This is a genomic window from Brevibacterium senegalense, from assembly GCF_000285835.1.
Taxonomy (GTDB): domain Bacteria; phylum Actinomycetota; class Actinomycetes; order Actinomycetales; family Brevibacteriaceae; genus Brevibacterium; species Brevibacterium senegalense.
The window spans coordinates 91889-114861 of the sequence record NZ_HE978606.1; the positions used below are offsets into that span (position 1 = coordinate 91889).

17 protein-coding genes are annotated in these 22973 nt (G+C 71.0%); 8 read left to right on the top strand and 9 right to left on the bottom strand.

What is annotated here, in order from left to right; all coding sequences use genetic code 11:
• Window positions 1-7 precede the first annotated feature (7 nt).
• Together HGBR_RS12140 and HGBR_RS19005 are read left to right on the top strand one after the other, a co-directional pair.
• On the top strand, window positions 8-1384 hold the full coding sequence (locus HGBR_RS12140) for an LLM class flavin-dependent oxidoreductase (RefSeq protein WP_019159615.1): 1377 nt from the start codon (window positions 8-10) through the stop codon (window positions 1382-1384).
• A 132-nt stretch (window positions 1385-1516) separates the two neighbouring features.
• On the top strand, window positions 1517-2041 hold the full coding sequence (locus HGBR_RS19005) for a DUF1707 SHOCT-like domain-containing protein (protein ID WP_019159616.1): 525 nt from the start codon (window positions 1517-1519) through the stop codon (window positions 2039-2041).
• A gap of 55 nt (window positions 2042-2096) precedes the next feature.
• Here HGBR_RS19005 and HGBR_RS12150 read toward each other — a convergent pair whose 3' ends face one another.
• From HGBR_RS12150 to HGBR_RS12170, 4 genes are all read right to left on the bottom strand, one after another.
• The gene (locus HGBR_RS12150; RefSeq protein WP_019159617.1) at window positions 2097-2819 is read right to left on the bottom strand and encodes a hypothetical protein; all 723 of its coding nucleotides are present in this window, start codon (window positions 2817-2819) and stop codon (window positions 2097-2099) included.
• Window positions 2820-3320: 501 nt separating this feature from the next.
• Window positions 3321-4850: a DEAD/DEAH box helicase gene (locus tag HGBR_RS17790; RefSeq protein WP_040365077.1), complete on the bottom strand. Its 1530-nt coding sequence runs from the start codon at window positions 4848-4850 to the stop codon at window positions 3321-3323.
• Window positions 4851-5189: 339 nt separating this feature from the next.
• Window positions 5190-8543, bottom strand: a complete 3354-nt coding sequence (locus HGBR_RS12165) for an acetyl-CoA carboxylase family protein (protein ID WP_019159620.1) — start codon at window positions 8541-8543, stop codon at window positions 5190-5192.
• Window positions 8544-8551: 8 nt separating this feature from the next.
• Window positions 8552-10381, bottom strand: a complete 1830-nt coding sequence (locus tag HGBR_RS12170; RefSeq protein ID WP_019159621.1) for an AMP-binding protein — start codon at window positions 10379-10381, stop codon at window positions 8552-8554.
• Window positions 10382-10802: 421 nt separating this feature from the next.
• Between HGBR_RS12170 and HGBR_RS19010 the strand changes: the two genes are divergently transcribed.
• Both HGBR_RS19010 and panC read left to right on the top strand, forming a co-directional pair.
• On the top strand, window positions 10803-12017 hold the full coding sequence (locus HGBR_RS19010; protein WP_019159622.1) for a universal stress protein: 1215 nt from the start codon (window positions 10803-10805) through the stop codon (window positions 12015-12017).
• Window positions 12018-12030: 13 nt separating this feature from the next.
• Complete coding sequence (gene panC, locus HGBR_RS12180; protein ID WP_019159623.1) at window positions 12031-12861, top strand: pantoate--beta-alanine ligase; 831 nt, start codon at window positions 12031-12033, stop codon at window positions 12859-12861.
• Window positions 12862-12889: 28 nt separating this feature from the next.
• Here panC and HGBR_RS17805 read toward each other — a convergent pair whose 3' ends face one another.
• Entirely contained in the window at window positions 12890-14242 is a 1353-nt protein-coding gene (locus tag HGBR_RS17805) for a YihY/virulence factor BrkB family protein (protein ID WP_019159624.1), read from the bottom strand.
• A gap of 382 nt (window positions 14243-14624) precedes the next feature.
• Here HGBR_RS17805 and HGBR_RS17810 point away from each other — a divergent pair, with 382 nt between their 5' ends.
• Together HGBR_RS17810 and HGBR_RS12195 are read left to right on the top strand one after the other, a co-directional pair.
• A complete protein-coding gene (locus HGBR_RS17810; RefSeq protein ID WP_019159625.1) occupies window positions 14625-16421 on the top strand; it encodes a glycerol-3-phosphate dehydrogenase/oxidase in 1797 nt (598 codons plus the stop codon).
• Between the two features lie 167 nt (window positions 16422-16588).
• The gene (locus tag HGBR_RS12195) at window positions 16589-17632 is read left to right on the top strand and encodes a universal stress protein (RefSeq protein ID WP_083882873.1); all 1044 of its coding nucleotides are present in this window, start codon (window positions 16589-16591) and stop codon (window positions 17630-17632) included.
• A gap of 1137 nt (window positions 17633-18769) precedes the next feature.
• Here HGBR_RS12195 and HGBR_RS19955 read toward each other — a convergent pair.
• Genes HGBR_RS19955 through HGBR_RS12210 form a run of 3 tightly spaced genes read right to left on the bottom strand, consistent with a single transcriptional unit; the run spans window position 18770 to window position 20471 of the window.
• Window positions 18770-18910 carry a hypothetical protein gene (locus HGBR_RS19955; protein WP_154653271.1) on the bottom strand — a complete coding sequence of 47 codons (141 nt, stop codon included), beginning with the start codon at window positions 18908-18910 and terminating at the stop codon, window positions 18770-18772.
• A gap of 45 nt (window positions 18911-18955) precedes the next feature.
• Window positions 18956-19522: an adenine phosphoribosyltransferase gene (locus HGBR_RS12205; RefSeq protein WP_245533339.1), complete on the bottom strand. Its 567-nt coding sequence runs from the start codon at window positions 19520-19522 to the stop codon at window positions 18956-18958.
• 10 nt (window positions 19523-19532) lie between these two features.
• Complete coding sequence (locus HGBR_RS12210) at window positions 19533-20471, bottom strand: AraC family transcriptional regulator (protein ID WP_019159629.1); 939 nt, start codon at window positions 20469-20471, stop codon at window positions 19533-19535.
• Window positions 20472-20545: 74 nt separating this feature from the next.
• On the opposite strand from HGBR_RS12210, the gene HGBR_RS12215 reads away from it, so the two are divergent.
• Both HGBR_RS12215 and HGBR_RS12220 read left to right on the top strand, forming a co-directional pair.
• On the top strand, window positions 20546-21046 hold the full coding sequence (locus HGBR_RS12215) for a VOC family protein (protein WP_019159630.1): 501 nt from the start codon (window positions 20546-20548) through the stop codon (window positions 21044-21046).
• Window positions 21047-21514: 468 nt separating this feature from the next.
• Window positions 21515-22315, top strand: a complete 801-nt coding sequence (locus tag HGBR_RS12220) for an FkbM family methyltransferase (RefSeq protein ID WP_245533340.1) — start codon at window positions 21515-21517, stop codon at window positions 22313-22315.
• A gap of 93 nt (window positions 22316-22408) precedes the next feature.
• Here the strand turns inward: HGBR_RS12220 and HGBR_RS12225 are convergent, their stop codons facing one another.
• The gene (locus HGBR_RS12225; RefSeq protein ID WP_019159632.1) at window positions 22409-22834 is read right to left on the bottom strand and encodes a VOC family protein; all 426 of its coding nucleotides are present in this window, start codon (window positions 22832-22834) and stop codon (window positions 22409-22411) included.
• Window positions 22835-22973 lie beyond the last annotated feature (139 nt).

Here is a 22973-nt window from a genome sequence, read left to right on the forward strand (position 1 = left end):
GCTCCACATGACACCCCCGCCCAAGAAGCCGATCCAGCTGAGCGCGTTCGACATGATGGTCCCCGTCCACCAGTCGCCCGGCCTGTGGCGGCACCCGGAGTCGCGGGTGCACGAGTACACGAGCCTGAGCTACTGGACGGAGCTCTCCCGCACGCTGGAGGAGGCCGGGTTCTCTGCCCTGTTCCTGGCGGACATCCCGGGCGTGTACGACGTCTACGGCGGGTCTGGGGCGGCGGCGAACCGGGGTGGGGTGCAGGTGCCGCTGCTGGATCCGCTCGTCGCGGTGCCGGCGATGGCGGCGGTGACGCAGACCCTGGGCTTCGGCATCACGGCGTCCGTCACGTACGAGCAGCCGTATCTGCTGGCCCGCACGTTCAGCACGCTCGACCACTTCACGGACGGGCGCGTCGCGTGGAACATCGTGACGAGCTACCAGGACTCCGCGGCGCAGAACATGGGCATGGCGGGGCAGATCCCGCACGACGAGCGGTACGACCGGGCGGACGAGTACCTGGAGGTCATGTACAAGCTGTTCGAGGGGTCGTTCGAGCCGGATGCCGTGCGCGCGGACGCGGAGGCGAACGTGTTCGTCGACCCCGCGAAGGTCCACGACATCGGACACGAGGGGACCTGGTTCTCCGTGCCCGGGCAGGCGCTCGCCTCACCGGGCCCGCAGCGCACACCGCTGCTCTTCCAGGCGGGCTCCTCGAAGCGGGGGCAGGAGTTCGCGCTCGATCACGCGGAGGCGATCTTCCTCTCCGGCGGCTCGACAGGCCTCATCCGCCGGTGGGTCGACGGGATTCGCGACGGCCTCGAGGAGCGCGGGCGCAGCCGTGACGAGGTGAAGATCTTCACGCTCGCGACGATCGTCGTGGCGGACACGGACGAGGAGGCGCAGGCGCGACTCGAGTCGTACACGCCGTACGTCGATACGGAGTCCGCGCTCGCCCTCTTCGGCGGCTGGACGGGCGTCGACCTCGCCGGAGCGGACCCGGAGGACACGATCGAGCACGTGCAGACGGAGGCGAATCACTCGGCGCTCGCGTCGTTCACGACTCTGTCCGACGGGAAGAAGTGGACGGTGCGGGATCTCGCGGAGTTCGTGGCGATCGGCGGTCGCGGCCCGGTCATCGTCGGGTCGCCCGCGACCGTGGCGGACGAGCTGGAGCGCTGGATGGAGGAGGCGGACATCGACGGCTTCAACATCTCTGCCGCGGTGCGCCCGGCGGATCTGGAGCGGTTCGGCCAGTACGTCACGCCGGAGCTGCGCCGGCGCGGGGTCCTCGCGGAGCCGCAACCCGGCCGCACGATCCGCGAGCAGATCACCGGTCAGGGCCCCTGGTTGGCGGACGGTCACCAGGGTGCGAGCCACCGAGTGGGGTGAGCTCGGGGGCGAGCTGTTCCCGAGGCCGCGATGAGGTGAGTGCCCGCGGCGCCGTGGCCGGCGGTCCGACCACTGGTGAACCCCGCCGAGACGCGGCTCCCGAGGCCCCGCGCCATAGGACAGAATGGTGGCATGTCGATCCCTCGGCTCTCCGAACGTCCGTCGTTCGCCCAGCGCGACGCCTACCGTGACGTCCTCTCCGAGGGATACGCGCAGGGGCGGCTGACGGACGACGACTTCGAGGTGCGCCTGCAGCTCCTGCAGGAGGCGACGACGCTGCGGGACCTGGAGGGACTCATCTCCGACCTGCCGCGAGGCTCCATCCCGGTTCCCGTCGGGGGACCTGAGGGGAGCGCGGCCGGGCGGGGAACACTGGCCGGACAAGGCGGGGCCGCCGGACGAGGACGTGCAGCCGGGGCGGGAGCATCGACTGGGTCCAGCCTCGGCGCCGGTGGCCAGCCCGCCCTGAGTCGTCGGGCCGGTCTCGTCGTCGCTGCCATGCTGGTGCTGCCCCTGGTTACGGGCGTGTGGGTGGGCATCGTGTCCGGTGACGAGTGGTACTCGCCGGAGAGCGCCGGCACGAATCGGGTGCAGGTCAGCTTCGAGGGTGACTCCCACGCCGTCCTGCACGGAGACGACCTGTCGGTGGTTCCCTGACCCTGTGGCGCGGGTGCGTCGTGCCCAGCGGGCGTCCTGTGGTGCGTCCCGGCCGTCAGCCGCCCAGCTCGTCGACTGGCTGCTCGGTGAACGGATCGATGCCGGTGATGTTCCGGACCCGCTCGATCCAGTCCTGGTGGAACCACGTGTACTTCCCCGGATGCTGCGGGTGGCACACCTGGACCCAGGAGACAAAAACGAGCTCTGCCCAGTCGGACAGGAACCGGCACCGGACGGACCCCTCGTCCGTCTGGAGGGTCAGCTCGACAGTCGAGGGCTCGATCCATTCGGTGGTGCTGAACAGTTCCCACTGCCAGTGCAGCAGTCCGTGCTCCTGCGATTCGACGTAGAAGCCGTGGGTGCTCACGGTGGCGGCGCCGTGGGGGATGTAGTCCATCCACCGCTGCACTGCATCCTGCTTCGCCCTGCGCGCGCCCATGACGTTCATGGCGACCGTGCCCGCGGCGGCGCCCACGCCGTAGGCGATACCCATGGAATTCGCGGTGCCGGTGAAGAGCAGCGGTGCTCCCGCGGCATTGTGCGACCCGTCGCCGGGTGAATCCCAGATGACGAGCCGGCATGGGCCGGACGCCACCATTCGCTCGGACTGCGGATCGATGAGGGGTCGGATGGGCCGGAGCATATGTCGCGGCACCAGCTGGAGATCGTCGGGCGAGAGCTCCTGGCCCGAATCGAGCTTCTTCTGGAGCCCCAGGGTGCTGAGGATCGCGATGTCTGTGTTCGTGAGCGGCGGGGGCTCGTTGTTGAAACCTGTCATGTGACGGTTGACTCTTCCGTGGGGTGCACCGGTCGATTCCGAGTATAGGGATGGCGTGGTGCGCCGAGGAGATCAGGCGGGTGCGGCCGCCGCGTGGACCGCCTGGTCCTCGTGTCCGGCAGCGAGGTGGGCCAGCGACTGGCGCAGCACACGAACATCATCGAGGCCGCGAAGGCCGCCGGACACCTCTTCGGTGCGGCGGGAGACGCCCGGGTCAACGGTGCGGCACGCCGCGATTTCAGCACGGACCCGCAGGACCTCATCGGTCGCCCGACAACCGGGGGCCGTGGAGGCGCTGAAGTGCTGACGTCGACAGAGCTGACGCCGAGAGGGCCGACGGCGAATCGGCCGTGGTCACCCGGTCCGGCTGAGGACGCACGAAGACCCGCACCCTTTACGGGATGCGGGTCTTCTGCATTCAGAAGTTCAGAGGGCAAGCCTCGGAGGAGCGGACCTCAGAGGAGCGGACCTTGACGGGCGAGAGCCTCAGAGGTGCGACCCTCAGCGGGTGCGCGCGCCGGCCTGTGCGGAGCGCTGGCCACCGCGACGTCCGCGGCTGCCGCGTCCACCCGGGCCGCCCTGACCGCGGCCCGACTGGTTGCCCTGGCCCTGGCCACGACCGCCCTGTCCGCGGGACTGTCCGCCCTGATCGGAGCGCGAACTCTGGCCGGCGCGGGACTCCTGCCCGGCGCCCTGACCCTGACCACCGCGACCACGGCCTCGGCCGCGTCCACCCTGGCCGCCGCTACCGCTCTGGCCACCACGACCACCCTGTCCACGGCCACCCTGTCCACGGCCACCCTGCTGCTGCGGCTGTGCCGGCGGCGCGGGCTCGACGTGGGGAGCGACCTCGCCCACGAGGCGGGTGACCTCGGCGGAGTCCGGGGTGACGGTGACGGGCGTGACCTTCACCTTCGCCTTGCGCAGCAGGACCTGGGTGTCCTTGCGCTGCTCCGGCAGCATGATCGTGACGACGTCGCCCGCGCTGCCGGCGCGCGCGGTGCGGCCGGAGCGGTGCAGGTAGGCCTTGTGCTCGGCCGGCGGATCGACATGGACGACCAGCTCGACGTCATCGACGTGCACGCCGCGCGCCGCGACATCAGTCGCGACGAGCACGCGGACGCGGCCTTCGCCGAACGCCGCGAGGTTCCGGTCGCGCTGCGGCTGGGACAGGTTGCCGTGCAGGTCGACGGCGGGGATGCCCTGGGCCGTCAGCTGCTTCGCGAACCGCTTCGACTGGTGCTTCGTGCGTGTGAAGAGGATGCGGCGTCCCGTGCCGGAGGCCAGCACCCGGACGAGCTCCTTCTTGTCGTCGTTCGAGACCTCGAAGACGTGGTGGGTCATCTGGCTGACGTGCGACTCGGGCGCATCGACCGAGTGCATGACCTCGTTGTGGAGGAAGCGGCGCACCAGCTTGTCGACCCCATTGTCCAGGGTCGCGGAGAAGAAGAGGCGCTGCCCGTCCTCGGGCGTCTTCGACAGGATGCGGGTGACGCCGGGCAGGAAGCCCAGATCCGCCATGTGGTCGGCCTCGTCGAGGATCGCGATCTCGACCGCGTCGAGGGTGAGCGCCCGCTGCTGGAGCAGGTCCTCGAGGCGGCCGGGGCAGGCGACGACGATGTCGACGCCGCGCCCCAGAGCGTTGATCTGCCGGTTCTGGCTCACACCGCCGAAGATCGTGGTGGTGCGCAGGCCGTACGCCTGGGCCAGCGGGCTGATGACCGCGTCGATCTGCGTCGCGAGCTCACGCGTGGGCGCCAGGATGAGGCCGCGCGGGCGCTTGGGCAGGTTCGCGGCGTCGCGGGTGGCACCCAGGCGGGCGACCATGGGGATGGAGAACGCGAGCGTCTTGCCGGACCCGGTCTTGCCGCGGCCCAGGACGTCGCGGCCGCCCAGCGTGTCGGGCAGGGTGTCCTGCTGGATGGGGAAGGCATCGACCTTGCCGTCCGCCGCGAGGACGCGCGCGATCGGGGCGGGAACGCCCAGCTGCGCGAACGTGGTCGGGGCGGAGGAGGACTGCGAAGCGTTGATGGGGTGACCTTTCGAAGTGCCGAGGCACGGCGTCGCATCACGGATGCGCGCAGGCTGTGCGTGGCAGGGGCGGGCCTCACCGGATGGTGGGCTCGTTCGCCGCTGGGGAGGTGCTTCGGAAACGGGAGCCGGCAGTGCTCGCGGTCAGCCCGTGCGCCTGTGGAGGCGGGGCCCGCTGGGGCAGTGCGTGCGGCTCGAATGCGAGGCGTCCGAACGACGCAGGGAACCCGTCGCCGGGTTCACCAGAGTCCTACTGTACCGGAGAAGTCCGCCGAGGCCGTCATCGGCGGGCGCACAGGCTCGCCTGCCCAGCCGCGCCTGCCAGCCCAGTCCCTCACCTCACAGCAGCGTCCGGATCCACTCCCGAGTCAGCGCCGGGTCGATGACGTCGTCGATCTCGAAGAGCATCGCGGCGTTCATCGCCCGCCCCTGCGCGTACAGCTCGTCGACCAGCCGGGCCTCCTCCGCTGTACGCTCCGCCTCGTCCTCGATCGCTGCGAGCTCCTTCGCGTACCCCAGTCGTACGGCGCCCTCGAGCCCCATCGGTCCCAGCTCGCCGCTGGGCCACGCGACCGTGAACTGCGGCGCCTCCGCGCTGCCGGCCATCATCGCCATCGCGCCCAAGCCGTATCCCTTGCGGATGACGACTGCGCCGAACGGCACCGTGAGCGCCGCGCCCGCCACGAACAGATCTCCGAACGCGCGCACGCCCGGTTCCAGCTCCGCCTCCGGCCCCACGATGAAGCCCGGCGTGTCGACGAAGGACACGACCGGGACCCCGTGGTCCTGCGCCAGCCGCAGGTGCTGGGTCATCGTCCGCGCCGCATCGACGTCGATCGCCCCGCCCAGATGGTGGTTGTCGTTCCCGATGAGCGCGAACGCCCGCCCGTCGAGCCGGCCGAACCCCGTGATCGCGCCCGCCCCGAATCCGGCCCGCACCTCCGTGAAGGTGCCAGGGTCCACGACGGCCTCGATCGCCGTCCGCATCGAGAAGGCGCGCAGCCGCTCCGCGGGCACGGCGGTGCGTGCGGCCTCGGCGAGGGAAGCGTCGACCGCCTCCGCCGAGGCCGCACCCACCTCCCCGCGCACCGTCCCCACCAGCGCGGACAGTGCCTCTTTCACGTGCGCGACCGCGTCCGCCTCGTCGGCGGCGAGGATGTCGATGTTCCCGTTGGCCAGGTGGACGTGCGCGGGGCCGATGTCCTCGGGTCGATGCCGACCCAGCCCGCCGCCCTCGATCATCGCGGGCCCGCCCATCCCCAGGTTGACCTCGGGGGTCGCGATGATGAGGTCGCACACCCCAGCCAGCGCCGCGTTGCCCGCGAACGTCCGCCCCGACACGACGGAGATGAGCGGCACCCGCCCCCGCAGCCGCGCCAGCGACGCGAACGTCTCCACGCCCAGCCCGATCGACGGCGCCCGGTCCGTGTCGCCCGGCCGCCCGCCGCCGCCCTCCGCGAAGAGGACGAGGGGCGCGCCGCGACGCTCCGCCAACTGGATGAGCCGGTCCGTCTTCTTGTGGTTGCGCGAGCCCTGCGTGCCCGCCAGCACCGAGTAGTCGTAGCTCATGACGACGACCTCGCGCCCCTCGACGGTCGCGGTCCCGCCCAGCAGCCCATCGCCCGAGGTCCGCCGGATCAGCTCCTCCACACTGCGCCGCTGCGTCTGCGCGGCGATGATGAGCGGTCCGTACTCCACGAAGCTGCCGGGATCCACGAGGTCCGCGAGGTTCTCACGCGCCGTCCGCCGCCCGCGCGCCCGGATTGACTCCAGCTGGTCCTTGCGCGCGTCGTCGAGGACGGCTGCGTGCCGCTCCTGGACCTCCGCGACGCCGGGGTGCGGCTCGTGCGCGTCCGTCTCCGCATCCGCGTCGCCCGTCACCGAGGACAGGACGGCCAGCGGCGTCCCGGCGGGGACGGAATCGCCCACGGCCACGAGGTGCCGGACGCGGCCGGCCGCCGGCCCCGGCACCGGATGGTGCATCTTCATCGCCTCGAGCAGCACGTACTCGCGCGGATCCTCACCCAGCCCGATGACCGTGCCCGTCAGCGGCGCCCGCAGCAGCTCCTCGCCCGGGGCCAGGTCGGGCTCCGCCGAGGCCGCAGCGCCGGCCGCTGCACCGGCACCTGCCGCTGCACCGGCACCTGCCGCTGCGCCGGCTCCCGCTTCCTCGCGCGCTGCGCGATCCTCGGCGTCGATCTCCCGCGCTCGCCCGACGATCTCCTGCACCTGCTCGTCGAAGGACGTCGTCGTCTCCTCGCCGGGGTTCAGGACCTCGCCGATCGCCCGCAGTAGGCCCACCGTCGTGTCGAGGCCGCTGATCGAGGTCTCGCGCAGGGCTCGGTCGCCGGCACGCAGCGCGGCCGCGAGCGTGGGGCCCTGCACGATGATCTTCCCCAGGAGCGAGTCGAATGAGCCCGTCACCCGGCTGCCGGCCTCGACCCACGTATCCACGCGGACCCCCGGACCTGTGGGCCAGCGCACCGCGGTCGCGGTTCCCACACTGGGCGATGGGTCGCCCTGCTCGCCGATCGTCTCCGCCGCGACACGCAGCTGCACCGCGAAGCCCCGAGGCGCGACGGTCGCGCCCAGTGCGGCCGCGACATCCGATGCGCCAGCGGTCGCCGACGGCCCCTCGGCCTCCGGTGCTGTCAGTCCTTCTGATGCGTCCGGGTGTCCCAGGGCGGCCGCTTCGCCTGACTCACCTGCCTCACCCAGCGCCACGTCGAGCTGGCAGTCGACGAGGTCGAGGCCCGTCACCTGCTCGGTCACCGTGTGCTCGACCTGGATGCGGGGGTTCACCTCGAGGAGGACGTGGTCCTCGCCGGTCACCAGGAACTCGACCGTCGCGAGCGACGCATAGCCAGCCGACGCGCACAGCCGCTGCGCATCCGCGTGGAGGCGGGCGCGCAGATCATCGCTCAGGTGCGGCGCGGGTGCGATCTCGACGAGCTTCTGCCGTCTGCGCTGGATCGAGCAGTCGCGATCGCCCAGCACGACGACACAGTCAGCCGTGCCCAGGACCTGGACCTCGATGTGGCGGGCGCCGGTGATGAGGGCCTCGGCGACGATGCGGTCATCGCCGAACCCGGCCCGGGCCTCGGCGGCGCACGTGGTGAGCGCGCGCTCCAGCTCAGACGGGTCCGTCACCAGCCGGATCCCGCGCCCGCCGCCCCCGGCGACGGCCTTGATCGCGATGCCGGCGGAGTGCTCGGACAGCAGTCGACTCACTGCGGCCAGGGCCTTCCCCTCGTCCCCCTCCAGCAGCCCGGTCGCAGCGGGGACGGGGATGCCCAGCTCGACGGCCCGCTGCCGCGTGGCGCGCTTGTCCCCGAACAGTTCCAGAGCGGCGGGGGAGGGGCCCACCCAGGTGAGTCCGGCCTCGGCGGTCAGCTGCGCCAGCCGGGCGGATTCGGCGAGGAAGCCGTAGCCCGGGTGCACGAGCTGAGCGCCGGCCTCACGAGCAGCGGCGACGACGGCCTCGGCGTCCAGGTAGGCGGCGGCCCCGCGGCCGGGCAGGGTGACGACCTCGTCAGCCAGCTGCACGTGCAGGCCGGCGGCCGCGCCCAGGGCCTCCTCGTCGGTGGAGCGGACGGCGACGGCGGTGAGCCCTCGCGCTTGGGCGGTGCGGATGATCCGCACGGCGATCTCGCCGCGATTGGCGATGAGGAGGGTGCGCGGGGCGGTGTCCATCGGGGTGATCAGGCTCCTGGGAGAGAGGTGGGCGTGAGGTGCTGAGCGATGAGTTCCGTCTTGCGGATCTTGCCGGTCGCCGTCATGGGCATGGCGTCGACGAAGACGAACTCGGGGACCTTGAAGACGGCCATGTTCTCCTTCGCCCATGCGGTGAGCGCGTCCGTGTCCGGAGTGCTGCCGGGGGAGGGGATGATGAAGGCGACCGGTACCTGGCCCTTCGCCGCGTCTTCGCGGGGTGCGACGGCCACAGTGCCCACGTCCGGGTGGGCGCGCAGCAGCGCTTCGACGTCGGACGGGAAGACGCTCATGCCGTTGACCTTGATCATCTCCTTGGTCCTGGCCAGGTACGTGAGCGCGCCGACCTCGTCGAAGCGACCCGTGTCGCCCGTCCGCAGCCACCCGTCGATGAGTGACTCCGCCGTCGCGCGCTCGTTCTGCCAGTACCCGGTCATGACCGACGGCGACTGGACGAGGATCTCGCCCTCCTGACCCACCGGCACCGGGTTCAGGTCGACGTCGACGATGACGATCCGGGTGCCGGGGACGGGGAAGCCGCAGTAGACGGGCTCGGCGGCCAGGTCGCGGTCATTCTCCTGCAGGCCCAGCGTGAACGTGTCGGAGGTGTGGGTCTCCGTCATCCCGAACGACGACTCCCGCAGCGTCACGCCCGTGAGCTCGTGCCACTGCTGCCGCAGCTGCGTGTCGAGCTTCCGGACGAAGGAGACGGCCTGGCACTGCGCGAGCGACGAGAGGTCCGGATCCGGCACCTCGCCGGACTCGATGAGGTCCAGGAGCTCGACGTACCCGTCCGCCGGCGCCACGAGGCGGGTGACGCGGCGCTGCGCGATCGTCTCGAGGGCGACGCGCGGGTGCCAGCGGTTCAGGATCGCGACCTCGCCGCCGGAGTAGAGCGGCAGCAGCAGGCACAGGTTCTGCCCCGCGATCCAGAACATGGGCAGGAAGCCCAGGGAGACATCCGGTGCGGCGTCGTCCTCGACCGCCGCGGTCCCCATCCCGGCCAGCGCGGAGGCTGCGGTGTAGGCCATGTGCCCGATCGTGTGCTCGCACCCCTTGGGCCGGCCCGTCGTGCCGCCGGTGTAGTTGAGTGCGGCCAGTCGGTCGGGGTCGACCGGGACGGCGGGGGCTGGGCCGGTGGCGAGGACCGCGGACCAGTCCCCGGCCTCGGCGGCGGTGGGAACCGGCATCGGCAGGCCACTGGTGGGGGCGGGCGCGCCCGGCTCCAGGAAGACAGCGGCGGGGTCCGTCCAGGTGACCTGCACGCTGGTATCGAGCTGGGGGAGGGCGGCGTCGACGATGTCGCGCAGGCCGGTCTGGGCGATGAGGTGCACCGCGCCGGAGTCCGCCAGCTGGTGCCGCAGCTCCTCCGCCCGGTACATCGGGTTGATCGGCACGTAGACGGCGCCCAGCCACGCGATGGCCAGGAACGCGTCGACGAACTGCGGGCAGTTGCCCAGGTAGACGCCCACGCGGTCGCCGGTCCGCACCCCGCGGGCCGCCAGCCAGCCGGCCGTCGCCGAGGCCCGGCGCTCCATCTCTGACCAGCTCGCCTCCCAGCCGTAGTAGGAGACCGCGATGGCGTCCGGCCGGGTGGCGGCCCAGTGGCGCAGGGTCTCCGCGATGCCGGGGCCGGCGGCGAGGGCGGCGGGTTCGTGGGGGACCTCGGCGGGCCAGAGGGTGCGGCGGGCGGCGAGCTCGTCCGCGGCCTGCTCCCAGGACTGCGTGAGCGGGGAGTGCGGCGGGGCGGGGTGGACATCACTCATGTCGTGACGGGGCTTGCCCGAGTCGTCGCGGGTGCTTGCTGCGGTGTCCGTCATCGGTGAGGCTCCTCGTCGAGCGTCGGGGTGTCTGGCGGGTGATCCAGGCCACAGCCAGATATATGTGAATCCGGCGTCAATTTCAAGGGAGCGCGGGGGCTGGGGCGGGGTGCGTGAGCGGAGCCGGCGCTGCTACCCACTCCCTGCACCTACTTGGCCCTTCTCTCGCGTTCTGCGGGAAAGCTTTCCCGCATTTCGCGAGAGAAGTTTCGCGGTCCCGACTGCCCACATCTTCCAGGCACTTCTCTCGCGTTGTACGACAAAGCACTCCTGTACTTCGCGAGAATCGATGGCGGAGGTTCAGGCGGAGGTTGAGACGGATGCTCGAACCAAGCCCCGCCTCCGGCGCCCGCCAAGATCCCGCTGTCCGCACTTTGTCCACTCCTCACAGTGATCCAGGTCTCCCCGGTACCGTGGGGCCATGACCGATACGACACGTGACGCGGCAGCGCAGCAGGAGTCTCACCAGGACGATCAGCAGGCGCCCATCCTGGTGGGCGTCGACGAATCGGAGCACTGCGCGCGGGCCTTCGACATCGCACTGTCCCTCGCGCAGCGCCATGGCTGCGGACTGCGGCTGGTGGCCGCCTTCGAAGTCCCCATCCGCGACGCCGAGGCCGGCGACCGCGCCCAGGACATCTTCCGCACCGCGATGCGGGACGACGCGCAGCAGACGCTGGACGACCTCATCGCGAAGGCGGACGGTGCCGGCGTGTCCGTGAGCTCAGACGTCATCGAGGGACACGCCGCCGAGGTCCTCATCCGCGAATCTGCCCACGCCCGCCTGGCCGTGGTGGGCAAGCGGGGCCGCAACCGCTTCGCCGGCCGCTTCCTGGGCAGCGTGTCGAACGCGCTGGCCGCCCACTCCCACTGCCCCACGCTCGTGATCCCCGCCCGCTGGGACGAGGACGGGACGGAGACCCTCTTCGCGCCCCGCCAGGACCTGCCCGGCGGCGAGGCGGCGGCGACGGAGACGGCGCGACTGGTGTCGGCCTCGGGCGGGGTGGGTGCGAACGGTGCGGCGAACGGCCAGGGGACCGACGGTGCAACCGGCGACCAGCCGGTCGCCAGCGCCAACCCCGGCGTGGGCACGTCAGCCACCAGCACGTCAGCCGCCAACGCACCTGCCAGCAGCGCACCTGCCCCCGCTGCCGCAGACGCGCGCCGCAGCTACTCCAACGTGCCCGAGGCCCTCAACTTCGACGGCGACGTGGTCGCGGCGGTGGACCTGGGAGACTCGGCGGGCCCGGTCATCGCGTATGCCGCGGACATCGCCCGTCTGACCGGGCGCGCGCTCACGCTCGTCGCCGCGAACCCCGTCACGGTGGGCACCCGCTTCCCCAATCCGGGTCAGGGCGCGATCGAGATGCAGTCCCTGCACGACTACCGGCAGGAGCACCTCGAGTGGGCCGTCGACACGGTGCGGGAGGCGCATCCGGAACTGGACGTGGCGTGGAGGCTGTTCGACGGATCCGCGGCCGGCGTGCTGTCCGAGGCCTCCCGCACCGCCGCCCTCGTCGTCCTGGGCACCCGCGGGCACGGTGGGTTCAGCGGACTGCTGCTGGGCTCGGTGAGCCAGTCGGTGCTGAGCCGCACGGTCGCGCCGGTGCTCGTGGTCCCCACGCGCGGTGAGTGAGGTGACCGCGCCGGTGACGCGACCCCTCATCGTCCGGACCCGCGAGGAGCTGCGCGCGGCGACCACCGGCACCGTCGCGCTCGTCCCCACGATGGGGGCGCTGCACGACGGGCACCTGTCGCTCATGCGGCACGTGCGCCCGCTGGCGGACACCGTCGTGACCTCGATCTTCGTCAACCCCACCCAGTTCGCGCCCGGCGAGGACTTCGACACCTACCCCCGCACCTTCGAGCGGGACGTCGCCCTCTGCGCCGAGGTCGGGGTGGACGTGGTCTTCGCCCCCACCGTCGACGTCATGTACCCGGCCGGACTGGACGGGACCGTGCGGGTCGACCCGGGCCCGCTGGGCCGGATCCTCGAGGGCGAGATGCGCCCCACGATGTTCCAGGGTGTGCTCACGGTCGTCGCGAAGCTGTTCGGCCTGGTGAAGCCGGACATCGCGATCTTCGGGGAGAAGGACTACCAGCAGCTCACCCTCATCCGCCTCATGGCCCAGGAGCTGTGCCTGGGCGTCGAGGTCCTGGGCGGGCCCACGGTCCGCGAGACGGACGGCCTGGCGATGAGCTCCCGCAACGCCTATCTCACGGAGGACGAGCGGTCGCTGGCCGCCGGCATCTCCGAGGCCCTGCACGCGGGTGCGGAGGCGGGCTCCGCCGGCGCCGAGGCCGTGGTCGCCGCCGCTGCCCGCGTCCTGCAGTCGCGCGGCATCACCGCCGACTACCTGGTCGTCACCGGCCCGGACTTGGGCGAGGCCCAGCCCGGGCAGGAGGGGCGCCTCCTCGTCGCGGCCCGTGTGGGTGAGCCCCGACTCCTCGACAACGTGGCGGTGCACCTGGGGGAGTGAGGCGGGCGTTCAGCGCGGGGGATGGTCCTCAGTGCTGGGGCTGGGTGCCCGTGCTCCTCTGCTCGTCCTTCCGCGCGGCGTCGCCCGGGTCCTTCTGGCTGGTGCCGGCGGTGGCCCGGAGGTTGACGGCGCGGCGGATCTCCTCCTCCGCCTGGCGGGCCTGCCTCTGCGTGCGCTTGGTGGAGCGGACGGGGAGCTGGAGGGCGACCTCGGCGGGGAGGCCGGCGCGGAGCTCGCGGGCGCGCTCGATCTCGCAGTCGAGCTCGGCGCCGAAGAGCAGGATGCCGTTCACGATGAACACCCAGACGAGGAAGATGATGACGCCGGTGAGTGCACCGTACGTCGCGTTGTAGGCGCCGAACTGCGAGACGTAGAAGGTGAAGCCGAACGTCGCGAGGATCGAGACGACGATCGCGATGAGCGCGCCGATGCTGAGCCAGCGGAAGCGGGGCTGCTTGAGGTTGGGCGTCGCGTGGTAGAGGACCGCCACGCAGAGGACGACGATCCCGGCCAGCAGGAACCAGCGGGCCACGTTCCAGACGGCCAGGGTCACATCACTCATCCCCAGCACCCCGCCGATCGCCGAGGCCAGCGGGCCGGACAGCACGAACACCAGCAGCGCGAGGGCGCCCAGGATCAGCATCCCCAGGGTCAGCACGTACATGACGAGGTTGAAGACGACGGGACCGCGGCCCTCCTCGACGCCCACGACCCGGTTCATCGCGCGACCGAACGACTTCACGTAGCCGGACGAGGACCACAGGGCGACTGCGAGACCCACGAACAGGCCCAGCCCGGGCGACGGGGTGTCGAGGACAGAGTCGAGGAGCGGCCGGATGGTCGACCAGGTCTGGGACGGAACGATGCGCTCCAGTTCGTCCATGACGTCGTTGACGATCGTCCCGCTCTGCCCCGCGAGGCTGAGGATCGACACGAGGGAGACGAGGGCCGGTGCCAGCGACAGCAGCATGCGGAACGACAGGCCGGCCGCCAGATCGATGCACTGATCGCGGAAGAACCCCGCGAACGCGGTGCGGAGGACGAACTTCCACGAGGCCGCAGGCAGCCGGCCGGACCGATCGACGGTGCGGCCGTCGAGGCCGGGCCGTTCGACGCGGGGCTCCGGGTCGTCGAGGACGTCGTAGTCCGTGACGGGGTGGCCCGTGCCCGGCGTACCCGCGAGGTCGACCTCCGTGGGGTGGGACTGCTGAGCGAGGTGCACCTCGGGGGATGCGGGGGCGACGGGTGCGAGGGAGTCCCGGGGGACGAATGTGCTCCTGGAGGTGTCGGGGGCGACGGAGTCCCTGGGGGCGGAGGCGCCCGTGGACGTGTCGGGTGCGGGGGGATCACCGGGAGTGCCGTGATGCGGAGGGTGGGTCATCGGGTGCCTCCCGGTGCGTCGTGCAGGTGGTCGTGGTGCCGCGCGGCCGGCTGCGTGTGCCACCGGGCGTGGCCCGGACTGCGACGGCATGCTCACAGTACGGCCCGGTGGTGCGTCTGTCCGGTTTCCGCGTGGTTTCACTGGCGTGTCGTGTCGTCGCTGAGCAGCGCAGGGAACATGCTCGTTCATGGTCGCCTGACGGTCCGGGGTCTGTGTTCCGGAGACCCGCCCCGGTCCACTCCACGGGCCCCGGCCCTGTGCTCCTCGTCCCGGTCCGCGTCCGTTCTCCCCGTTAGGCTGGGGACCATTCCTCCGCGACGATTCGAGGTCCACCGTGCGCCCTGCCCCGCTGAATCCGACCACTCGATCCGCGACGCTCAGAGTGCTCGCGCGCTCTTCGGCGGCGACGCCGCTGGACGTCCTCGTCGTGGGTGGTGGAGTGACGGGCGCGGGCATCGCGCTGGACGCAGCCGCTCGCGGTCTCAGCACCGGCCTGATCGAGGCGGGCGACTGGGCGCAGGGCACCTCGTCCCGATCCTCGAAGCTGGTGCACGGCGGACTGCGGTACCTCGAGATGCTCGACTTCCCCCTCGTCGCCGAGGCCCTGCGCGAACGCGACCTCCTCCTCACCCGCCTGGCACCGCACCTCGTGCACCCGGTGTCGTTCGTGCTGCCCTTCTCCAGTCCGCTGGCGGATCGCGCGTACGTGGGATCGGGGGTCACGCTCTACGACGTCATGTCCGCGCGGGTGGGGCAGCGACGGGCGGTGCCCGTCCACCGTCACCTGGGGCCCGGGGAGGTGAAGGAGCGCTTCCCGGGCCTCCACGCACCCCACGGCGGGATCGAGTACTTCGACGCGCAGGTGGACGACGCCCGGCTGGTCCTCACACTGGTGCGGTCAGCGGTGGGCCTGGGGGCCTCGGCGGTGTCCCGGGTGCGGGTCACGGACTACTTGCGGGACGGTGCGGACGAGCCGGGCCACGCAGACCACCGGGACCACCGGGACCAGCCCGGCCACACGGATGGTGCGGACCAGCCCGGCCCCGGCACCCCCGGCGACCAGCCCGCCCTCGGCGACCCCCGCATCACCGGCGTGCGGGTGCGCGATGAGGAGACCGGTGAGTCGTTCGCGATCCACGCACGCGCGACGATCCTGGCGACCGGGGTGTGGACCGGGCGGCAGCAGGAAGCGGCCGGCACCCCTTCCGGCCTCGACGTGCTCGCCTCGAAGGGCATCCACGTGACGGTGCCGCGGGACCGGATCGATGCGCCGGCGGGTGTCGGGGTCATCACGCGGACGGAGGCGTCCGTGCTCTTCATCATCCCGTGGGGCGACCTGTGGCTCATCGGGACGACGGACACGCCGTGGACGGAGGACGTGGACTCACCGCTCGTGACCTCCTCGGACATCGGTCGGGTCCTCGACCAGGCGAACGAGGTCCTCGAGACCACCCTCACCCGGAGCGACGTGGTGGGCGCGTTCGCCGGGCTGCGGCCGCTGCTCCAGCCCGTCGACGGTGCGGACGACAGCACGCGGGTGTCCCGCGAGCACGCTGTCATGGAACTGGCTCCCGGCCTCAGCGCGATCGCCGGCGGCAAGCTCACGACCTACCGCGTCATGGCGGCGGACGCGGTCGACTTCGCGGTGCGCGGGCGGTTCCCCAAGTCACGCTCGCGGACGGAGGACCTGCCGCTGCTGGGTGCCGACGGTGCCCAGCTCACCGCCGCCCGCCGCTCCCTGCTGCTGGCCAACCGCACCCTGCGCGGCCACGGCTGGGACGAGGCCCGCCTCGACCGGCTGCTGGGCCGCTACGGCGGCCGGTTCGCGGATCTGCTCACCCTCATCGAGGCGGCCCCCGCGCTCGCCGCCCCGCTGGACGGCGCACCCCACTGCATCGCCGCCGAGGCCGTCTACGCCGCCCGTGCCGAAGGCGCCCTCCACCTCGAGGACATCCTCCACCGCCGCCTGCGCCTGGAGTTCGAGACGCCGGACCGAGGGATCGCCGCGGCCCCGATCGTGGCTGGGCTGGTGGCGCCCGTCCTGGGCTGGTCGCCGGACCGGACCGCAGAGGAGGTCGCCGCCTTCGTCGCGACCGTCGACGCTCTGCTGGCCGCCGAAGCCGCGACCACCGACGCCGAGGCCGTCGCGGCCTTCCGGGAGTCCGTCGCTTCCCGCTGAGGTCGGCTGCTCGTGGGGCCCTCCGATCACCCCGGGCGTCAGCAGGCCCGGTGGGAGCCCTTCGCCTCCTGCTGGGGCAGGTCGTCGGTCTGCAGCACCCGCCCCCAGGGCGCTGCACCCGCGCCATAACCCTCGAATCTCGCAGGTTCGAGGAGTAAAATCCGGACATGGAAGACACAACGGGAACCACAGTCAGAGATCAGGTGCTGGTGGGTGTCGACGGGTCGGAGAACTGCGCACGCGCGTTCGACATCGCGCTGGCCGTGGCGAAGAGGCGCGGGTGGAGCATGCGCCTGGTGGGCGGGTACATCGTCCCGTCCCTGGGGTACGAGAGCGGCCCCGTCGTCGCCCAGAACTACGAGGAGGTGCTGGAGGAGCACGCCCGCGTCCCGCTGGACGCACTGGCGGAGGCGGCGGAGTCTGAAGGGGTCGATGTCTCGACCGCCGCGGTCGCTGAACACGCTGCCGACGCCCTGGTGCGCGAGACCGCGGAGGCGGGACTGGTGGTCGTGGGGAAGCGAGGACGGAACCGGTTCGCCGGTCGCTTCCTGGGCAGCGTGTCGGCTGCGCTCGCCGCGCACTCCCACTGTCCGACGCTCATCATCCCGGAGAAGTGGGAGACGCCGGACCCCACGAAACTGTTCGCTCCCCCGCAGGAGCAGCCGGGTGGCGACGACGCCGAGGTCGAGCCCACCCAGCTGCTGACCGAGTCCACCCCGCCCAAGCCGCGCGGACCCGGATTCCGGAACGTCGACGAGACGATGAACTTCCGTCAGGAGGTCGTCGTGGGAGTCGACCTGACGGACGACGCGGAGCGGATCGTGGAGGTCGCGGCGCAGATCGCGGAACTGTTCGGCCGACCGCTCACGCTCGTCGCCGCGGCGCCGCTCAACGCGGATGCCTGGTATCCGAACCCGGTCGAGTACAACGCCCAGATCCCCTCGGTGCGGAAGCGGTACACGGATCATCTGGCGCAGGTGGCCCAGCGGGTGCGCGCGGCGCATCCGGATTTGAGCGTGCACTGGCAGTTCTTCGACGGCTCGCCTGCGGGAGTGCTGTCGGAGGCCAGTCGGACCGCGTCGCTCGTGGCGCTGGGGACGCGGGGACACGGGGGCTTCGCGGGGCTGCTCCTGGGATCGGTGAGTCAGGCGGTGCTGAATCGCAGCGTGTCGCCGGTGCTCGTGGTCCCCACTCTCAAGAATGCGGGGTGACGATGGTCGGTTGCCTGAATCCGGCCGAGAAGAATGGTCGCGAGAATTTCTCGGATTCATTCCCTGAATCCCTTGTGCCCCCGTGTCATGACGTGTAGTTTTTGTGGTGGTGATTCTCACTGGATCACGACACATGATTCCAGTCCGATCCGCGCGAAGCGGAGACGGGCTGACCTGACCGGGAGGAGGGCGACATGATGATCGATACGACGACGATGACTGCCGTCGCAGTCGAAGGTGCGCTCTCCCTCGGAGGTGCGTGCGTGGCCCATGCCGGCGCAGCGCGCGCGGGTGCGGCTCAGGGCTCGAAGTCTCGAGGCTCGACTGCGGTCGGGGTGCTCCTCGGCAGTCCGCGCCGACGCCGTGGCCCGTTCGCTGGCTGAAGCCTTCTCCGCTGAGGCTGCGCTCGCTGAGAATGCGCCTGCTGAGACCTTGTCTGCTCAGGGTCGCCGGGGCCGTGGACACGGGTCCCCGGGCTCCTCGCTCGAGGTCACTGCGATCCGGCGTCGCCTTCGGATTCTGACGCGCTGGCTCTGACCCGTTCTCTCTGATGCGAGCGCTCTGACGCGCTGAGTCTGACGGGGACCCCTGCTTCGGAAGCCGGCGGCTGCACCCGTCCGAAATGCATACGGGATTGAAATGCATGCGAGAAACGCTTTCTGCGGTTGAGAAGAATATGACCGCCGTGCATTTGTGCGTGTTGCCCGAATTGCATCCGTGACCATTCATCGAGCTCTCATTTCGCGTGCTCGAATCACTTTCCTGTTGTGACTGTCAGGGCACGTCGTCGTGCCCTGGCGTGAACCGTGAGGATCACTCATGCCGTATTCCCGTCCCTATCCCCTGCCCCGTCGCATCGCCCTGGTGCTGGGTCTCACGCTGGTCCGCTGGGCGCGCGGCTCTGCAGTTGCGCGATCGCGCGACGCCGACAGGTCAGCCTCGATGCTGGAGCGCGCGGCAGCGCCCCCGGCAGCGGAGGGGCACACCGTGGAACCGTCCACTGCGGCGCACTCGATAGAACCGCCGACGACGGCTCACTCCGCCGAACTGTCGAAGACGGAGCATTCCACCGCACAGTCCACGACGGTGCACTCCACGACGGCCTCACCGTCGGAGGCGACCGCAGCGGCTCGTTCCTCAGACGCGCCGCGGGCTGACACCGCCTACGCGCGTCAGGTCGAGGCTCGTGCCCGCGCGATCCGCCAGCATCAGGTCGACCGTCAGGTCGAGGCCGAGCGCCTGCGGGCTGAACGCCGCGCATTCTCCGGACTCGTCCACCCCTGACGCGGAGAGTCGGTCAGTCTGTGAAAGCCAGAGAGTCAGTCAGAGAGAGAAGACGGAATGGCAGGACGGGACGCGGTCCCGTCCTGCCAGTTCTGTGAGCTCGAGGAGCACGGACGATCCGATGACCGTCCCGCCCAGCTGTTCGACCACCGAGTGCGCGGCCTCGAGGGTTCCCCCGGTCGCCAGCACGTCGTCGACGAGGAGCACCCGGCGGCCGGTGAGGTCGCCAGAGGCCTCGATCGCGGCCTCCGCGTACTCCAGTCCGTAGGTGACGTGCACCTGCGGAGTCGGCAGCTTCCCCGCCTTCCGGATGGGGAGGGTGCCGGTGCCCGTGAGGGCTGCGATGCCGGCCGACACGATGAACCCGCGCGCCTCGATGCCTGCGACCAGGTCGAACTGAGGCAGGCCGGCGCTGTCGCAGAACGGGAGCGCGGCGGCGGCGAGCGCACTCGCGTACGCATCGGGGTCGGTCAGCAGAGGGGTCACGTCGCGGAAGAGGATCCCGGGCGACGGGAAGTCCCGAGTGGTGGTGATGAGCGAGAACGCCCGGTCCAGCGACGTGGTGGACGGGGCGGTCAACGGGCGTGCGGCAGGAGTGGAGGACACAGCGCACACCTTAACGGGCGGGGTCGGTGGTGTCTGTGGACTGCGCGCTGCGACGGTAGCCGGTGGGCGTGATGCCCAGGACGGTGCGCCAATCGTGGGTCAGGTGCGCGTGATCGGAATACCCCAGCTCGTGCGCGAGATCCGTGAGGGTGAGTCCGGGCTCCTCGCGCAGGCGCCGAGCGCCGTCGTGCAGACGCCGCCTGCGGATCAGCATCCCGGGCGACAGACCCACGTGCGTCGCGGTGAGTCGTTGCAGTGTCCGTTGCGAGACATGCAGGTGGGCGGCGAGGTCCGTGACGGAGTCGAGGTGGCGCTGGGTCTCGGCGGCGTCGACCATCCGGTTGGCCAGGAGCCCCTCCTCTGTCGGCTCGCCCAGCAGGGCGGTGAGCCATGCGGTGAAGGCGCGGGCGGCCTCGGCGCAGGTGTCTGCGGGAGGTCGCGGTGACGCCATCGCGGCATGGACCGCGGCCTCGAGGTCGGGGAGGGCGACCAGCAGCACGGTGTCCCGCAGCGCGGCGATGCGGGGAGTGACGTCCTGCGCGTCGGTGGGGGTCGTCTCTTCCAACGTTCCGGTGGCGCCGACCTGTGACGCGGCGGCAGTGTCCTGCGGATTGCCGGAGCGGCCTGCCATCACGTGGCGGAGGACGGTGGGGATCGAGGCCGGCTGCAGCAGTGCGCCCACCGCCCACCCCGTACCGGTGAGATCGCGGTGCGACGCTCGGGTCGCTGGTCCGGAGAACTCGGTGCGGTCGTCGGAGACGACCAGGTTGCTGGTCGGGTAGCCGATGAGATGCTGCCGCGATGTGCGGCCCGGCGCGACGTCCCACCGCGCGAACCAGAACCAGCGGACGAACGCGGTGAAGCCACCCGTCACCGAGATCCGGTGGAAGGTCGGCAGCCGTGCCGGGTACAGGACCCCGTCGCTGCTCTGCTGGGGCGGTCCGTCCACATTCCGGAGCGTAATCCACGGTCTGGCGCGAATCTACAAGTCCGCAGTGCGCGGGCCTCCGTAGTCTCGAGGACATGGACACACCACGCAGCGCAGCACACGGCACCTACACCGACAACGGCACCCCGAAGGGCGCGACCAGCCTGACCCCGTTCCTCGCCGTCCCGAATGCGGGGGAGGCGGTGACCTTCTACCGGGACGTGTTCGGCGCCCGCATCGTCGATGTGACGGAGATGGGCGGCGTCGTCGTCCACGCGGTCCTGGACCTGGGTCGCGGCCTGCTCCAGCTGGGCGAGCCCATGCCGGACTTCCACCTCGTCGCTCCGCCGGAAGGAGACGACGACTGCTACTCGATGGGCCTCTACGTCAGCGACGCCGACGAGGTCGTGGCCGCCGCCGAGGCCGCCGGGGCGACGATCCGCGAGCCGCTGGCCGACTTCGTCTCCGGTGATCGGTTCGCGAGCATCCGTGACCCGTTCGGCGTGCGCTGGACGATCATGACGCGGGTGGAGGACTTCTCGGAGGAGGAGAGCGCTCGTCGTGTCGCAGAATGGGCGACAACTCAGGAGCAGTGACCCGTCGTTGCGTCGTGTCGCAGAGGTCCGTCGTCGTGCAGGGTGCGAGGACGGATCGCCAGCATGCAGCGCATGCGGGGAGTCGCCGCGGCGGGTCCGGCTGAGACCGTGGTTCGGAGCTGCATGCAGCGCATGCGGGATCCACCACGGCGGGTTTCGTGGACGTCGGGTGGAGGTGTGGCGATCCTCGTCGGAGGTTCACGTTGCGGACCTGGGAGGCGCTGGGAGTGTGATCCGACGTAGGTTGGAGGCATACCGGGCATCCGACGAAAGCATTCGATGATGAGCAGCACGGCAGGCAGCGAATCCGCAGACACCGGAGACCCCGTTCGCGATCGGTCGGCGCAGCTGAAGAGAGCCCGTCGGCAGAGCTGGTTCGGTGCCAAGCGGCACGTGAAGACGACGCTGAGCCATCCGCTCGTCCATCCGCTCATGCGGGTCGTTGCGCCGCGGTTGCCGAATGTGAGCGTGGGCAGACTCCCTGCGCCGCGCGAGCTCCTCGAGGTGAGGGCGACCGTGGCGGACGGTGAGTTCCTCATGCTGCGGCCGGATCGCTGCGAGGTGGCGAAAGAGCTCTACTGGGGTGAGGGCCAGCGTCCGGACCCGGCGGACGCGTTCGCGATCGATCTGGTGGTGAAGCTGTGCGCGGACGCGCGCACATTCCTGGATGTGGGCGCCTACACCGGGATCTTCACTCTCGCGACTCTGGCGACGCACGATGAGCTGGAGGCGCACGCCTTCGACATGGTGCCGCCCGTCGTCCGGATGCTGCGCGCGAACCTGGTGCGCAACGGCTTCGCGGGTCGCACCGCCGTCCACCAGGCCGGCGTGGGTGACCCGACGATGACGGCGCGGATGCCGTCCGTGGACAGCGGTTCAGCACTGCCGTCGTTCCTGTCGTCCGACATGGAGTTCGACGACGGGGAGGATGTGGGCTTCCTGGCACTCGACACGTTCACGGACGAGGTGACGGGCCCCGTCGTCATGAAGATCGACGTGGAGGGCGGCGAAGCCGACGTGTTCGCACACGGTCAGTCGTTCCTGGCGGAGCATCGTCCCGACATGCTCTGCGAGGTGCTCCCCGACGCGGACGGTTCGAGGCTCGAGGAGCTGCTGCGCCCGTTCGGGTACCGCTACTACCACGTGGGTGCGGACGATGTGCGCGAGCGCGACGCGATCGCCCCCACCCCCGAGGTCCGCGACTGGCTGTTCACCACACGGACCCTGGAGCAGCTGCGGGGGGTGGGAATCCCTGCCGCTGCGGGCTGAGGCTGCGGGTTCTACCGCCGCGGGGTGTCGGGTGCAGGATGCGGGGAGCTGGGTGCTGTGCGGGCCCTCCCGTGGGGAGCTGACGGGACTCCGTCAGGACGCGGCGGAGATGTTCATCTGCCAGTTGATCCCGAACTTGTCCGTGAAGGCGCCATAGGTGTCACCCCACGGCTGGGGACCCAGCGGGATCTGAACGTCGCCGCCGTCCGAGAGTCTCTCGAACGCACCGCGGATGACTGCTTCGTCGTCGCCCATGATCGCGAGCGTGACGTTGTTCCCCACCGCCAGCGGTGTGGGGGACATGCCCTCGATGTCGTCCGAGACGTAGAGGCGGATGAGGTCGGTGACCTCCAGCGATCCGTGCATGATCGCCGCTGCGGCGGGGTGGTCCGCGGGGACGGCGCCGAAATCGCCGAACGTCGCGAACTGCGGCTGAACGCCCAACGCCGCGCCGTAGAACTCGAACGCCTCGCGGGCGTTGCCGGGGAACCGGAGGTAGGGGTGGAGTGCAGCGGGCATGGTGTGCTCCGTTCATGAGGTCCGCCGACGGTTGCCGACGATACGTCCAGTGAAGCACTCCGGACGGACACAGCCCAGTGCTTTCGACGGGGAATCCCGTGCGACAGGCGGCGGGACCGGGCAGTGGGCGAGCGTGCAG

Bases quoted from the DNA above. Each gene is read 5' to 3' on its own strand.
- HGBR_RS12140 (WP_019159615.1), top strand. From the start codon at position 8: ATGACACCCCCGCCCAAGAAGCCGATCCAGCTGAGCGCGTTCGACATG.
- HGBR_RS19005 (WP_019159616.1), top strand. From the start codon at position 1,517: ATGTCGATCCCTCGGCTCTCCGAACGTCCGTCGTTCGCCCAGCGCGAC.
- HGBR_RS12150 (WP_019159617.1), bottom strand. From the start codon at position 2,819: ATGACAGGTTTCAACAACGAGCCCCCGCCGCTCACGAACACAGACATC.
- HGBR_RS12165 (WP_019159620.1), bottom strand. From the start codon at position 8,543: ATGGACACCGCCCCGCGCACCCTCCTCATCGCCAATCGCGGCGAGATC.
- HGBR_RS12170 (WP_019159621.1), bottom strand. From the start codon at position 10,381: ATGACGGACACCGCAGCAAGCACCCGCGACGACTCGGGCAAGCCCCGT.
- HGBR_RS19010 (WP_019159622.1), top strand. From the start codon at position 10,803: ATGACCGATACGACACGTGACGCGGCAGCGCAGCAGGAGTCTCACCAG.
- HGBR_RS17805 (WP_019159624.1), bottom strand. From the start codon at position 14,242: ATGACCCACCCTCCGCATCACGGCACTCCCGGTGATCCCCCCGCACCC.
- HGBR_RS12195 (WP_083882873.1), top strand. From the start codon at position 16,589: ATGGAAGACACAACGGGAACCACAGTCAGAGATCAGGTGCTGGTGGGT.
- HGBR_RS12215 (WP_019159630.1), top strand. From the start codon at position 20,546: ATGGACACACCACGCAGCGCAGCACACGGCACCTACACCGACAACGGC.
- HGBR_RS12225 (WP_019159632.1), bottom strand. From the start codon at position 22,834: ATGCCCGCTGCACTCCACCCCTACCTCCGGTTCCCCGGCAACGCCCGC.